Raw genomic sequence first — 13445 nt, forward strand, 5'->3', positions numbered from 1 at the left:
TATGGCAAAAAAAAGTCTAGCTAAATTTATTCATACCTTATCGTACGATCCTGCCGTTGGACAATCAGAAAAATATGCCATTTGGAAAAAAAACAAAGCAACTTTATGGTATTACCCTTCTAAAGAAAGAAAATATAAAGAATCGATTTTTCTTGTTTATTCAATCGTGAATAAACCATATATTCTTGACTTAGGTCCCTCCATGAGTTTAATTGAGGCATTTAATAACGCAGGGTATGATACGTATTTAATTGATTTTGGGATTCCTGCATACGAGGATCGTCATTTAACCATTGATGATTATATAGCAAAGTATATTCAACCAGGTTTTAAACGTGCGATGCGACATGCTAACTCCGATTCCTTTACTGTCATTGGTTTTTGTTTAGGAGGAACACTTGCCAGCATATTTGCAGCGTTAGATAATCGTTATATTAAAAATTTAATTCTTGCGGTGTCTCCAATTAACTTTTCCGATTTTCCGGACTATGATAAGTGGCTGAATGCTCTTCGCGAAAATGAACTGCACCTTGAGGAATTAATCGATAAAATGGGCATTGTACCTCCTGAATCGGTTAAATATGGAACTAGGTTACTTGTTGCTCCTCTTTCCTTCAGCCATTATTTAGCACTTTTAAATCGTTCTGGCGAAGAAACATACTCGGAAAAATGGGCACGAATGAACAAATGGACACTCGATCATATCCCTGTAGCTGGGGCAACGTTTAAACAACTTATGAATGACTTTGTCAGGGACAATAAGATGATTGAGGGTGGTTTAACAATCAATGGAGAAGAGGTTGATTTGTCTAACATTCACTCTAATTTACTTGTATTTTCCACCAAGAATGATCCTCTTGTTCCAAGTTCTCTCTGCGAACCAATTATGGATCTTGTTTCAAGTCAAGATAAATCCTTTGTTTTATTTGATGGCGGGCATGCTGGTCTCGTTGCGAGTACTCATATGCCAGAACCAATGGAAAAGTGGCTGCAAGCACATAGTACCCCCCTATAAAAAACCAGACCCCATCAATCGATAAAATGGGGTCTGGTGATTTCTTCTATAGATCTACGTATTTTCTATTTTATACTTTCAAATCTTTCTACAAACAATGCTAATGTTCTAGTCATAGCGCCTGTTCCACCTGGCTGACCTAAATCAGTAGCCTTACTTTGTGTAGATGTTCCAGCAATATCTAAATGAACCCATGGTGTTTCCTCTGCAAATTCGCCGATAAAGGCACCACCCATGATTGCATGACCAGCGGCACCTGGTGAATTATTTAAATCTGCAATCGGACTATTGCGCACTAATTTCTTATGACTCTCAAAAATAGGCAGTCTCCACATTTGTTCCCCTGCTTCATAGGAAGCTTCTAACACCTGTTCAAATAAAGATTCATTATTCGTCATTGCACCTGTCGTTTCCATTCCTAAAGCGGTAATTACTCCACCTGTAAGGGTTGCGACATCTACAAGGTAGTCAGCGCCATGATGTTTTGCGTAAGTTACTGCATCTGCTAAAACTAAGCGACCTTCTGCATCTGTATTTAATACCTCAATTGTTTTTCCACTCATCGATGTGATAACATCATCTGGTTTAAACGCATTACCACTTATCATATTATCAGTAGATGGAATAACTGCAACGACATTTTGTTCTGGTCTCAATTCTCCAATAATCTCCATTGCTCCAAGAACTGCTGCTGCACCGCCCATATCCGTTTTCATACCGACAATACCAGTTTTTGTCTTAATAGAATAACCACCTGTATCAAAGGTAATCCCTTTTCCTACTAAGCCGATGACATCTTCCCAGTTATCTTTTCCCTGGTATTTCAGCACAATCATTTTAGGAGGCTCTGTCGAACCTTGGTTCACAGCAAGCAATGCACCCATACCAAGCTTTAGCATATCTTCTCTCTCTAATATTTCTGCCTCAAAGCCATATTTTCCCGCTAATTCTAGTGCATAATTAGCTAAATCTGCTGCTTTTAGCATATTCCCTGGCAGGTTAACTAGCGTACGAGCAGAGTTTGTTGCCTGACCATATACATACCCTACTTTTAGCGCTGACATAACTTCCTCTTCCTCTACATGACTATAAACAGTAATTTCTGTAATCTTTTTTTCTGGTTCATTTGATTTTTGTTTATAACCTGAAAACTCATAGGTAGCAAGACCAAACGCTTCACTGCTTGCATGAGCAACATCTTGTGCATCATTTTCCTCTGATACAAAGGAATCCAAGTATATAGCTGTTTCCACCCATTTTTCACTAGTAATGCGTTTAAAGGTTGCTCCAAAGATTGCTTTTAGCTCATCAAAGGTCAGTTCTTTCTCTTTTCCTAATCCAACAAAAATAATTCGTTTTGCTCCAATTTTTCCAAAAGTATGTATAACCGTAATGGCCTTTTTCTTTGCTGAAATATCCCCATCTTTTACTAAACTAGTTAATTCTCCTTCAAACTGTTCGTCTAGTAATTGCAGCTTACCTTCTAATTTAATAGACTTATCAAATAATCCAATAATAATATTTTCATGATTATTTTGAAAATCCCATTCTTTCTGATATGAAAACATAATCAATTCCTCCATTCTATTTCTTCTTCTATTATAACGAATTTATTTATCATTTCGTATATCTAATTAAATTTACCTCATCCATTTCTAAATGATAATGCTGCATTCCTAAAGATTAGCTGCAGCTGAATGATTTATTTTGAAAAACAACTTTCTTATAAAAGGTACCAAAATGTAAAAAGATTTTTCGAATTTAAGTAGAAAGCACAATATTTGGTTATGTTATAATAAGATAAGTGGAAAAGCAAAAAGAGCATTGAAAATTGCTCTCAATCATTTAAAAATGAATCGCATTTTTGTTTTTCCATGGCTTTGAAAGCAAATAATACAGAATGAAATTCATTTTAACCCTATATCTAGCTCCACTGTCTACCTCCTTATTTCCATTAATTCTCCTTATATGAAAGATTAATAATGAGTTAAATAAGGTATACATACTAAAAGTACATATTTTTCACAGAATGATGAGGTGTTTTTATGGAACTACTAGCTAACTTTCCTTTACTTGCGAGTTTGGCTGCAATCTTTTTTGCGCAATTTGTCAAAGTGCCAATCACTTTTTTTGTTACGAAAAAAATTGACTGGTCTTTGTTAACTAGTACAGGAGGAATGCCAAGTTCTCACTCAGCAGCTGTAACTGCTCTTTCTACTGGTGTGGCTCTGCAAACTGGCTTTGATTCACCGATCTTTGCAGTTGCTGCTATTTTTGCGATAATCACTATGTTTGATGCTACAGGCGTTAGAAGACAGGCAGGAGAACAAGCAATTGTTTTAAATCGCTTAGTAAACGATTTTAATAAGTTCTTAAATGAAGCAAAAGGATGGCAAAACAAACCGGAGCAGGAAAAAAGAAAAGAATTAAAAGAATTGTTAGGACATAAACCGATAGAAGTATTTTTTGGTGGACTAACCGGAATTGTATTGACGCTTGTTTTACATATGCTAATTTATTAACCTTGACTTTATAAATACAAATAAATACTGCTTAAGATATTATATTCTAAAGCAGTTTTCAGACTGTCGACAACATAAAACTGCTTAAGCTATTCTAAAGCAGTTTTATTTATTCTAAAAAAGAAGGATATCCTAAAAATCAACTAACATTTTTTGTTAGGACCTTGATTTTAGAATATCCTTTTTACTTGATAATTAGTATGTAATTATTTATTTTCTGCTTTTGTATACTGTTGACGGAATACTTGCATAGATTCTTCTTCATTTAACGCACTTAACGTTTCTTCTGTTAGTTTGCCTTTACCCATTTCCACTATGTATACATCTATTGTTTTCTTGCCCCATTGACTATATACATCTTGTACGGTTTCATAGTATAAATCTAATCTATTGCCATTAATTGCTGAACCAGTATCTGCCACAACCCCAAATCCATAATCAGGGATAAAAAGAATAGTTCCAATTGGAAATACACTAGTATCAGCAGCTATGGTACTATATAAATCTCTTTTTACTTTTACGCCTGAATAGGTAATACCGAATTGTGGATGCCCTGGGTTCTTGCCAGTTGACTCATATCCAGCGGTATAGCCTGTTGCTATCACCCGTTTTGTCGGATATTGTGACCAATCCTTCATATTTTCTAGCAAAGGGGGTTTACCTGCAACCTCTTTACTGGATGAAATTTGTGTTTTTTCCGCCAATGCTTTTTTAAAGCTTTTTAATGCTACACTCATTTGTTTTATTGTATGATCAATATGACCGGTATCTTTACTTACCTGAGATTGTTCGTTAGTACTAATATTTATCGAACTCGCCTTAACACCTGAAATCGATTGGAACGTGGTTAGTAGTGCTGCCATTAAAAGTAGAACCATTCCTACTCTTCTAAAAAACTTTTTATAATAATTCATATTTTTCACTCCTCTCAAAACTATTCATTTCCCATATTCAAAGAATTTATTCATAAAAAGGTTAAAAGCAGAACTTTCCCCCTAGTAAAATACCAAAAAAATACAAAAAAACATCGATTAGAAGGTTCTAATCGATAATTTCTACATTATTTTCCGAATTATACTATTACCAATAAAAGTTAAAAGTTGGAAATTCTTTATTTTATAAAATTTATGAGTAGGATGGTGGTCCTAGATAGCTTTCAAAATTGGAAGATTAAAAAAGTGAGAAATCATAATCATTATGATATGATAGCTTGTAGAACTGATCTTTATTAGGAGGGTTTAGGAAAATTGGAAGAAAATCAAACCATTTATGATATTACTGTTATCGGTGGTGGACCTGTAGGCATGTTCACTGCTTTTTATGGAGGGATGAGACAAGCAACCGTTAAAATCATCGAGAGTCTCCCTACCCTTGGCGGTCAGCTTACAGCACTTTATCCCGAAAAATATATATATGACATTGCTGGATTTCCAAAAATTCGTGCTCAAGAGTTAGTCGATAATTTAGAAGAGCAAATGAAAAAATTTGAACAGTCTATCGTACTAGAACAAGCTGTTCAAACAGTGGAGAAACAAGGTGACGGTATATTTAAAATTACTACCGATAAAGAAGTCCATTACTCCAAAACTATTATTATTACAGCTGGAAACGGAGCTTTCCAACCTCGTAAATTAGAGTTGGAACAAGCGAAAGAATATGAAGGAAAAAATCTTCATTACTTTATCAATGACTTAAATCAGTTTGCAGGGAAAAAGGTAATGGTGTTTGGTGGTGGAGATTCTGCTGTTGACTGGGCATTAATGCTAGAGCCTATTGCGGATACTGTTTATTTAGCACATAGACGTGATAAATTCCGTGCACATGAGCATAGTGTAGAAAACCTTAAAATTTCAAAAGTAAACATCAAAACTCCTTATATTCCTTCAGAGTTAGTAGGAGATGAGGAAATCAAACAAGTGATTCTTGAAAATGTAACAACACAAGAAAAAGAAATTATTGATGTAGATGCAGTTATTGTAAACTATGGATTTGTTTCTTCTTTAGGCCCAATTAAAGAATGGGGCTTTGAGATTCAAAAGAACTCTATTGTTGTTAACAGCAAAATGGAGACAAATATTCCAGGTATCTATGCAGCTGGAGACATATGCACATATGATGGAAAAGTGAAATTAATAGCTACAGGTTTTGGCGAAGCCCCTACAGCAGTCAATAATGCTAAAACATATATGGATCCAAAAGCTCGCGTACAGCCTCTTCACAGTACTTCTTTGTTTAAATAACCTTTTCTAAAGACTAATGATAATCAGTTGTTTTCTCTCAATGGTTTGGAAAACAACTGATTACATTCAGTCTTTTTTATTAAATAAAAAAACCGCTGTGTCATGAAGACCAAAAGGTGTTCATGACACAGCGGTGTTCAACTTTTAAAGCTTTGTTCTTAACACTCTTCTGGTGTTCCAGCCACTTTCGCTGTACGGAAAGAAGACCCGCAGCCACAAGATGCAATCGCATTAGGATTGTCGATGGTGAATCCGCCGCCCATTAGGGATTGCTTGTAATCAATTTTTGTTCCTTTTAAAATAGGGCCATCGTTTTGATCAACTAACACACGAATGCCATATTGCTCAAAAAGTTGGTCATTTTCTTCTTTATCCGGTGAGAAACCCATTCCATAAGATAAACCACTGCAGCCTCCACCTTTTACTGCTACTCTTAAGTAGGAACCTTCTTCATCGTTCGCCTTCATCATTTCTTTTATTTGAAGAGCAGCGGCTTCTGTTATGTGTACAATTTCTTCTGTCACTGTTCATTCTCCTTTCGTCCTGTTATTACTTCTTATTATATTATATACCGCTAATCAAAACTACTCAACTGAAGGGACCTGTGTAAAACATGGTAACAAAACAGGTCTATGTGATAATCTGCACGAACATTTTTCAAGTATTTTCGATTAAAACATTATTATCGTTTACTGTTCCCACTTTGAAGAAATCCCTTAATATAATATAGACTTTTCACCTATCTGTAAAATTTTTATAGGGAATATTACTCACGATAAGGTATAATAAAATATATAAATATCTAGCCTTTTTACCTAACAACAAAGGGAGTGAGAAATGTGAACAAAATCGAACCGTTATTTGATAAGCAATGTACCTGTTTGCTTTGTCAAACTAAATTTACAACAAAAAAATTACGTTCAAGATTTGTCAAATTGAAAAATTTAGATACAGATTTCTTTCCTGTCTATGCTGAGCATAATCCACTCCTTTATTACATAAATGTCTGTCCTGCTTGCGGGTTTTCTTTTAGTGATGATACAGTTTCTTATTTTTCTCCAGAAAGTAAAAGGATACTAATCGAAAAAGTATGTTCCCAATGGATTCCACATTCCTTTGGAAAAGAACGTAACATAGAGGATAGTATTAAAACATATAAATTAGCTGCTTATTGTGCTTCTTTACGGAAGGATAAGCATATTACCCTTGCAGGACTGCACCTGCGGATTGCATGGCATTATCGTATGTTAAATAATCATAAACAAGAGAGGCGTTTTATATCCCTTGCATTATCAGAATATGAAACTTCCTATTCTGTTGGTGACTATCAGGGAACTCCTGTTTCAGAATTAAGAACCATTTATTTAATAGCAGAACTTTCCAAGCGGACAGATAATCTAGAAAAAGCTACAAAATATTATTCGAAAGTAATTGAGCAGCAGAGTAGGACAGTGGAAACACAAATTGTCAAGCTGGCAAAAGAAAGCTGGCAGGAAATAAGAGACAGGCAAAAAACCTTCATCTAAAAACCGCTTATATCAGTGAATTAATTTTAAACACACTGATATAAGCGGTTTTATGTTGGATTTGCCTTCAAATATTGATAGATATTCTCAACAAGCTCGTTTACATCTTTCCCTTTGACTACTTCACCATCTACTAACGCAAATAACGAATCGCCACATTGCCCACAATAACTTAAACACCCATAGTCAATCACATCTAAAGAATCATCCTGTTCAAGACATTCTTTCGCTTCATATGCGCCTGATGCTAGGTTACTCGCACAAAATTCAATTAGCGGTTTAAACAAACATCTCACCTCCCTCTGAATTATACAGGTTTTTCTTAGTGTTGAACGCAAAAATTGTCTGATTTCATACTTCCTTTCTTAATCTGTAAGGGGAAAAGTCATTTTCCTTCTATAATGAAGAATAAACAGTCCTAACCTTTTAATATACTCTAAAAGGAGCAGATCTAAAATTACGAACTAATTTTTAAAGAATAGATTTTCTCATGAGCACAATAAGGGGGAAAAAATGAAAAAATTAATAATATTAGGCGGCGGTTATGGTGGTATGCGTGTTTTATCCTCTATCATACCTCATTTACCATATAATTTTATGGTCATATTAATAGATAAAGTCCCATTTCATTTTCTAAAGACAGAATATTATGCTCTTGCAGCTGGTACTGTACTGGATAAAACCCTACAAATTCCTTTTCCTAAACACCCTCAAGTAAGCATTATACAAGCAGAAGTGGAAAAAATTGATTTGGAAAACAATAAAGTTTGGTTAGCGGGAAGAAATCCGATCGATTATGATGATTTGATTATTGGACTTGGCTGTGAGGATAATTATCACCAAGTCGAGGGCGCTAAAGACAACACTCATAGTATTCAATCCATCAATAAATCCAAACGAACACATAAGCAGCTCCATAGCTTGTCTCAGGGGGCAAAGGTTGCAATTATCGGCGGCGGCTTAAGCGGCGTTGAGTTAGCAGCTGAATTAGCTGAAAGTAGCAGCCTGCAAATCACACTTTTGGATCGTGGAAATACCATATTATCTTCTTATCCTAAAAAAGTAAGAAACTATGTAGAACGATGGTTTACAGATAGAAAGGTTAATCTTATCAAAAATAGCAATATTACTTGTATAAAAAAAAATACAGTTTATAATCATGGAATCCCACAGCATTATGACTGTATTGTTTGGACAGCTGGGATTCAACCAAATAAAGTTGTACGGGAACTTGACGTGGAAAAAGATAAGAAAGGACGCATTCTCTTATCCAAGCATCACCACCTTCCTAATAATGAGCATGTTTTCGTAGTTGGTGATTGCGCAAGCCTTCCTCATCCTCCCAGTGCACAGCTTGCAGAAGGACAGGCAGAACAAATTGCTTTTGTTTTAATTTCTCGTTGGCAAGGGAAAGTACTACCTGATTATATGCCGCCAATCAAGCTAAAAGGGGTCCTTGGGTCATTAGGAAAAAAAGCCGGTTTCGGACTTATTGCCAAAACCGCTTTAACAGGAAGAATTCCACGCTTAATTAAACATGGAGTGCTATGGAAAGATAAAAATAATAAAAATAAAATTAACGACTAGTAAAAGAATGGGAGTGTGTCACACTTATTCCAGCTTAAGATAACGCTGGAACAAGAAAATACCAATAATATTCCCTATCGATTTTAATCGATAATAAGAGTTATAGTTATCCTTCTAGACTGAATATACTTCCTATTGTATCGATAGCCATGTGTATTCAGTCTACTCCATTATTTCTGAAAAAACGGATACAATTTTAACCATTAAGCACTAGTATATCCGTATTTCTCAAATTCTGCATAAATTTTCTTCAACTTCGGATTACCTTCGCCTACAATCTCTCCCTCAATTACTACTACTGGATAGAATAAATCTTCCTCTATAATTTTCTGACAGAATTTATTTTTATCTTCCGTATAATTGGCTTGAAAAATATCATAATATTTAATCTGAAAAGTTTGCTCTGGAAATTTTCTACTTAATGCAGCCTGGAGCCATTCATATGTGTCCTTAGAAGATGGCAGGTTAACACAGCTGGCACAAATTTGTTCTGCTCCATAAATACTTACTTCAATTTCCTTTTTCAAATAAACTCTCCTCCATGGGATAGACAAGCTTGCCTATCCATTATTTTTCCGGTATTATAGGGTTTTGTTATATATCCAATTTTTTGTTTATTTAATTCGTGTTTCTTGATTATAGATTTTTCATCCTAATGTGATTATAATAAATAATAGGAAAGGAGTCGATATGTATGCAAGAAGTTGAAATGAAAGAACAAGTCCAAGAAGTACTAGATAAATTACGTCCATTCCTTTTAAGAGATGGTGGAGACTGTGAATTAGTGGATGTAGAGGATGGCATTGTAAAACTACGCTTATTAGGTGCTTGCGGAAGCTGTCCAAGTTCTACTATTACTTTAAAGGCTGGTATTGAACGTGCTTTATTAGAGGAAGTACCAGGCGTTTATGAAGTAGAACAAGTATTTTAATTTTTGATGAGAAAATGCAGAAAGAGGATGCAATTGCATCCTCTTTCTTTTTTATTTAACTTCTGTTGCAAGTACTCCGGAGCAAGTACTGCCTTTCTTGTCTATTTCCAATGGGAGGAAACGCATATCAGGTAATTTCGGCACTAATCCATCTATTAACGTATTCATTTTTCCTGGTTCTACAAAACACAATACTGTCGGCCCCGCTCCACTTAAAGCCACCCCATAAGCACCTAGCTCGCAGGCATGTTCTTCCATTAGCTCTAAGTGCGGTACTAACTCTTTCCGATATGGCTGATGATACTTGTCCTTTTTCATCATTTTTCCAGCAAGTTTCCTATTACCTGTAAGCAGTGCCGCAACTAATAGATTAGATACTGCACCTGCTGAAACAGCTTCAGCAAAAGAAAGAGTGTCCGGTAAAACTCCTCGTGAAGACTTTGTTAATAGCTCTTCTGCTGGAATCACAGCTAGTACTTCCAAATCTACCGAATGAATGATTTCTGCATCTACTTCTTCTCCTAATTGACAGCCAACAACTAAGCCGCCGAAAATACTCGCTCCAACATTATCTGGATGCCCCTCCATTTTGGAGGCAATTGCAAATTTCTGTTGTTTAGTCAATTGTAAATTACCAACTTGATCTGCTAGTTCAATTCCTGCCACAATAGCGGAAGCACTAGATCCAAGTCCTCTTGCTAAAGGAATATTACTATTCACTTTTATTTGACAAGGAGGAAGAATAGTATGAAATGATTTCGCCACCTCGATCGCTGTTTTAATAATGAAATTACTTTCATCACTTGGAAATTCCTTCAATTCATCTGTTAACGGAATAACCTCCCAACAGTCACTTTGAACAACTTCCAATGTTAAATATAAGTTTAACGCTAGTCCAATACTGTCAAAGCCTGGCCCGAGATTAGCAGTACTCGCTGGGACTTTAATTAGCAGCATCTCTCCTTCGTTCATATATGAACGACTCCCTTAATGTGATTAGCTACTGCTTTTTCATCATTAGGTAATACTACTGGCTTAATTGGACTTACATCGATTGCTGTATTCGGATCTTTCAAGCCATTTCCTGTAAGGATCGCTACTATTCTACTTCCTTTAGGAATTTTCCCATTTTGAATATGCTTATAAACACCTGCAATCGATGCACAAGAACCTGGCTCAGCAAATACCCCTTCTTTTGCAGCAATCGTACGATATGCAGCAATAATCTCTTCATCTGTTACTTCATCAATAATTCCCTTGGACTCTTCTTGTGCTTGAACAGCCAGCTTCCAGCTAGCAGGGTTACCAATTCGAATGGCTGTAGCAATTGTTTCTGGATTTTCAAATACGCGATTATGAACAATCGCTGCTGCTCCAGCCGCTTCAAAGCCGTGGATTTTCGGCAGTCCTGTTTGCTTTATTTCGTGGTATTCTTTAAATCCTTTCCAATAAGCACTAATATTTCCAGCATTACCAACAGGAATTGCCAATATATCTGGCGCTCCTCCTAATTGGTCACAGACTTCAAAAGCAGCTGTTTTTTGTCCTTCTAAACGATACGGATTCACTGAATTAACAAGTGCAACTGGTTCTGTTTCACTAATTTTGCGTACCATCTGTAATGCTTGATCGAAATTCCCTTCAATCGCAATAATCTCAGCACCATACATAACAGCTTGTGCTAATTTTCCCATCGCGATTTTTCCTTCTGGTATAACGACAATACAGCGCATCCCTGCACGTGTAGCATAGGCAGCTGCTGCAGCTGACGTATTTCCCGTAGAAGCGCAGATAACGGTTGAGTTTCCTTCTTCCTTTGCTTTAGCTACAGCCATGACCATTCCTCTATCTTTAAAGGAGCCAGTTGGATTAGTTCCTTCCGTTTTGACAAATAGCTCTACGCCCCATTCCTCAGACAACTTTTCCAGCTTAATTAAAGGTGTGTTTCCTTCATTCAGTGTTAACATTGGTGTCGATTCATTTATTGGTAAATACTCTTTATATTCTTCTAAGAGACCCTTCCATCTCATTACTTTGTTCCTCCTTCAACTCGATAAGAACTTTTAACTGTTCGAACAGATGATAAGTCCCTTAATTCTAATAAAATATTCTCATAGTTTAATAAAGACGCATGGTGTGTTACTAAGACTATTTCTGCCAACCCTTTTTCCTTCACTGGTAACTGGAGGATCTTCTCAAAGCTGACTCCATGCTGGGAGAAGATAGATGTAATTTCCGCAAATACTCCAACCTCATCCACTACTTGCAGTCGTAAGAAATATTTAGAAAACATTTCGTCTGGCTCTTTTAGCTTCTTTTTAAATTGTGGAGCGATTGCACCTTTTCCATTAACGCCCAAGCGCATATTTTTCAAAACATTCACTAGATCCGATACAACGGCTGTTGCAGTTGGTAAGCTTCCGGCACCAGGTCCATAAAACATCGTTTCTCCAACCGCTTCTCCATATACATAAACAGCATTATACTCATTATTAACGGCTGCCAATGGATGGCTGTCGACAATAAAAGTAGGCTGGACACTAACTTCTACTTTTTCTTCCTGTCTTTGAGCAATACCAATGAGTTTCATTGTATATCCTAACTGCTTTCCATACTGTATATCGTCATCTGTTACATTCGTTATGCCTTGTACCTTTACATCTTCCAAGCCAATATTCATCGAAAAGCCTAAAGTTGCTAAAATAGTCATTTTTCTTGCTGCATCCAGCCCTTCGACATCAGAGGTAGGATCACTTTCCGCAAAACCTAATGCTTGCGCTTCTAAAAGAACATCCTCATACGGTCTTTGCTGTTGACTCATCTTCGTTAAAATAAAATTAGTTGTTCCGTTCACAATTCCCATTAATTTAATGATACGGTCAGAAGCTAACCCATCTACTAAACCTCTTAGAATAGGAATTCCACCAGCAACACTTGCCTCATAAAATAAATCACAATTATTTTGGGAAGCTGCTTGCAGTAGCTCTGCTCCATGTACTGCCATTAAATCCTTGTTAGCCGTTACTACTTGTTTTTTATTTTTTAAGGCTTTTAGCAGGATGTTCCTTGTCTCTTCAATCCCACCCATTACTTCTATAACCACATCTATTTCAGGATCATCTAATATATCATTAGCATCAACTGTTAAGAGAATATCATCGGTTATCTCTACTTCTCGTTCTTTCTTTACATTCTTGACGAGTATTTTTTTTACCTGCACTGGACAGCCGACTTGATGCATGATTTTATCTTGATGATTTTCAATAATTTTTACAACGCCGGATCCAACAGTTCCTAAGCCGAGTAGTCCAATTGAGATTGCCTCCATCTGTTTACCTCCCGTTGATGTTCTTTTTACGAGAACAACTGTCTTTGTATAGTAGACATTATAGTGTTTGATTCCTTTTTTTACAAGGGGTGTTTAAACATTCTTTTAAAATTTTTATTTTAAAAGAATAAGAATAGCTTTTCCCTTTTAAAAAGAATATTTGTGCTCGTTTACTTAATGAATCCATTATATAGGAAGATGCTAAAATTCCAAAAGAAAAATTATAAATTTTATGTATATTTAGATTTTTTAAGCAGTGAGTCGACGAAGCGCTCGTCGCTCACTCCATGGAAAAG

The 13445-nt window shown here is 36.0% G+C and carries 14 protein-coding genes; 6 read left to right on the forward strand and 8 right to left on the reverse strand.

Translation table 11 applies throughout. The features are described from left to right. The first annotated feature begins 1 nt into the window (after position 1). Positions 2 to 1015, forward strand: coding sequence for an alpha/beta fold hydrolase (locus MHH96_RS24955; protein WP_053215672.1), 1014 nt, complete (start codon positions 2 to 4; stop codon positions 1013 to 1015). Between the two features lie 65 nt (positions 1016 to 1080). Here MHH96_RS24955 and MHH96_RS24960 read toward each other — a convergent pair whose 3' ends face one another. Beyond that, positions 1081 to 2583, reverse strand: a complete 1503-nt coding sequence (locus tag MHH96_RS24960; RefSeq protein ID WP_061799061.1) for a leucyl aminopeptidase — start codon at positions 2581 to 2583, stop codon at positions 1081 to 1083. A gap of 477 nt (positions 2584 to 3060) precedes the next feature. Here MHH96_RS24960 and MHH96_RS24965 point away from each other — a divergent pair, with 477 nt between their 5' ends. Then, positions 3061 to 3537, forward strand: coding sequence for a divergent PAP2 family protein (locus MHH96_RS24965; RefSeq protein WP_047942230.1), 477 nt, complete (start codon positions 3061 to 3063; stop codon positions 3535 to 3537). 206 nt (positions 3538 to 3743) lie between these two features. Here the strand turns inward: MHH96_RS24965 and MHH96_RS24970 are convergent, their stop codons facing one another. Continuing rightward, on the reverse strand, positions 3744 to 4451 hold the full coding sequence (locus MHH96_RS24970) for a 3D domain-containing protein (RefSeq protein WP_047942231.1): 708 nt from the start codon (positions 4449 to 4451) through the stop codon (positions 3744 to 3746). A 333-nt stretch (positions 4452 to 4784) separates the two neighbouring features. Here MHH96_RS24970 and MHH96_RS24975 point away from each other — a divergent pair, with 333 nt between their 5' ends. Further along, positions 4785 to 5777 carry an NAD(P)/FAD-dependent oxidoreductase gene (locus MHH96_RS24975; protein WP_061799064.1) on the forward strand — a complete coding sequence of 331 codons (993 nt, stop codon included), beginning with the start codon at positions 4785 to 4787 and terminating at the stop codon, positions 5775 to 5777. A gap of 158 nt (positions 5778 to 5935) precedes the next feature. On the opposite strand, the gene MHH96_RS24980 is transcribed toward MHH96_RS24975, so the two are convergent. Then, positions 5936 to 6301: a HesB/IscA family protein gene (locus MHH96_RS24980; RefSeq protein WP_082138323.1), complete on the reverse strand. Its 366-nt coding sequence runs from the start codon at positions 6299 to 6301 to the stop codon at positions 5936 to 5938. Between the two features lie 315 nt (positions 6302 to 6616). Here MHH96_RS24980 and MHH96_RS24985 point away from each other — a divergent pair, with 315 nt between their 5' ends. Then, positions 6617 to 7303: a DUF2225 domain-containing protein gene (locus MHH96_RS24985; RefSeq protein WP_061799067.1), complete on the forward strand. Its 687-nt coding sequence runs from the start codon at positions 6617 to 6619 to the stop codon at positions 7301 to 7303. A 50-nt stretch (positions 7304 to 7353) separates the two neighbouring features. On the opposite strand, the gene MHH96_RS24990 is transcribed toward MHH96_RS24985, so the two are convergent. Continuing rightward, positions 7354 to 7590, reverse strand: coding sequence for a DUF1450 domain-containing protein (locus MHH96_RS24990; protein ID WP_047942235.1), 237 nt, complete (start codon positions 7588 to 7590; stop codon positions 7354 to 7356). Between the two features lie 226 nt (positions 7591 to 7816). Here MHH96_RS24990 and MHH96_RS24995 point away from each other — a divergent pair, with 226 nt between their 5' ends. Further along, on the forward strand, positions 7817 to 8890 hold the full coding sequence (locus tag MHH96_RS24995; RefSeq protein WP_047942236.1) for an NAD(P)/FAD-dependent oxidoreductase: 1074 nt from the start codon (positions 7817 to 7819) through the stop codon (positions 8888 to 8890). 203 nt (positions 8891 to 9093) lie between these two features. Here the strand turns inward: MHH96_RS24995 and MHH96_RS25000 are convergent, their stop codons facing one another. After that, positions 9094 to 9417, reverse strand: a complete 324-nt coding sequence (locus MHH96_RS25000) for a YuzD family protein (protein WP_047942237.1) — start codon at positions 9415 to 9417, stop codon at positions 9094 to 9096. A 167-nt stretch (positions 9418 to 9584) separates the two neighbouring features. Here MHH96_RS25000 and MHH96_RS25005 point away from each other — a divergent pair, with 167 nt between their 5' ends. Beyond that, the gene (locus tag MHH96_RS25005; RefSeq protein WP_047942238.1) at positions 9585 to 9821 is read left to right on the forward strand and encodes a NifU family protein; all 237 of its coding nucleotides are present in this window, start codon (positions 9585 to 9587) and stop codon (positions 9819 to 9821) included. Between the two features lie 51 nt (positions 9822 to 9872). Here the strand turns inward: MHH96_RS25005 and thrB are convergent, their stop codons facing one another. The 3 genes from thrB to MHH96_RS25020 are packed head-to-tail and all read right to left on the reverse strand — an operon-like array spanning position 9873 to position 13149. Continuing rightward, a complete protein-coding gene (gene thrB / locus MHH96_RS25010; RefSeq protein WP_061799069.1) occupies positions 9873 to 10793 on the reverse strand; it encodes a homoserine kinase in 921 nt (306 codons plus the stop codon). After that, entirely contained in the window at positions 10790 to 11851 is a 1062-nt protein-coding gene (gene thrC / locus MHH96_RS25015) for a threonine synthase (protein WP_047942240.1), read from the reverse strand. Before thrC ends, thrB begins: the two co-directional genes overlap by 4 nt. After that, a complete protein-coding gene (locus MHH96_RS25020) occupies positions 11851 to 13149 on the reverse strand; it encodes a homoserine dehydrogenase (protein WP_047942241.1) in 1299 nt (432 codons plus the stop codon). The genes thrC and MHH96_RS25020 overlap by 1 nt, the downstream gene beginning before the upstream one ends. Positions 13150 to 13445 lie beyond the last annotated feature (296 nt).

The organism is Niallia sp. FSL K6-0212 (assembly GCF_038007605.1).
GTDB lineage: Bacteria > Bacillota > Bacilli > Bacillales > Cytobacillaceae > Niallia > Niallia circulans.

Coding starts and splice junctions, on each gene's coding strand:
- thrC (WP_047942240.1), bottom strand. CDS start 11,851: ATGAGATGGAAGGGTCTCTTAGAAGAATATAAAGAGTATTTACCAATA.
- thrB (WP_061799069.1), bottom strand. CDS start 10,793: ATGAACGAAGGAGAGATGCTGCTAATTAAAGTCCCAGCGAGTACTGCT.
- MHH96_RS25005 (WP_047942238.1), top strand. CDS start 9,585: ATGCAAGAAGTTGAAATGAAAGAACAAGTCCAAGAAGTACTAGATAAA.
- MHH96_RS24960 (WP_061799061.1), bottom strand. CDS start 2,583: ATGTTTTCATATCAGAAAGAATGGGATTTTCAAAATAATCATGAAAAT.
- MHH96_RS24995 (WP_047942236.1), top strand. CDS start 7,817: ATGAAAAAATTAATAATATTAGGCGGCGGTTATGGTGGTATGCGTGTT.
- MHH96_RS24965 (WP_047942230.1), top strand. CDS start 3,061: ATGGAACTACTAGCTAACTTTCCTTTACTTGCGAGTTTGGCTGCAATC.
- MHH96_RS24955 (WP_053215672.1), top strand. CDS start 2: ATGGCAAAAAAAAGTCTAGCTAAATTTATTCATACCTTATCGTACGAT.
- MHH96_RS24970 (WP_047942231.1), bottom strand. CDS start 4,451: ATGAATTATTATAAAAAGTTTTTTAGAAGAGTAGGAATGGTTCTACTT.
- MHH96_RS25020 (WP_047942241.1), bottom strand. CDS start 13,149: ATGGAGGCAATCTCAATTGGACTACTCGGCTTAGGAACTGTTGGATCC.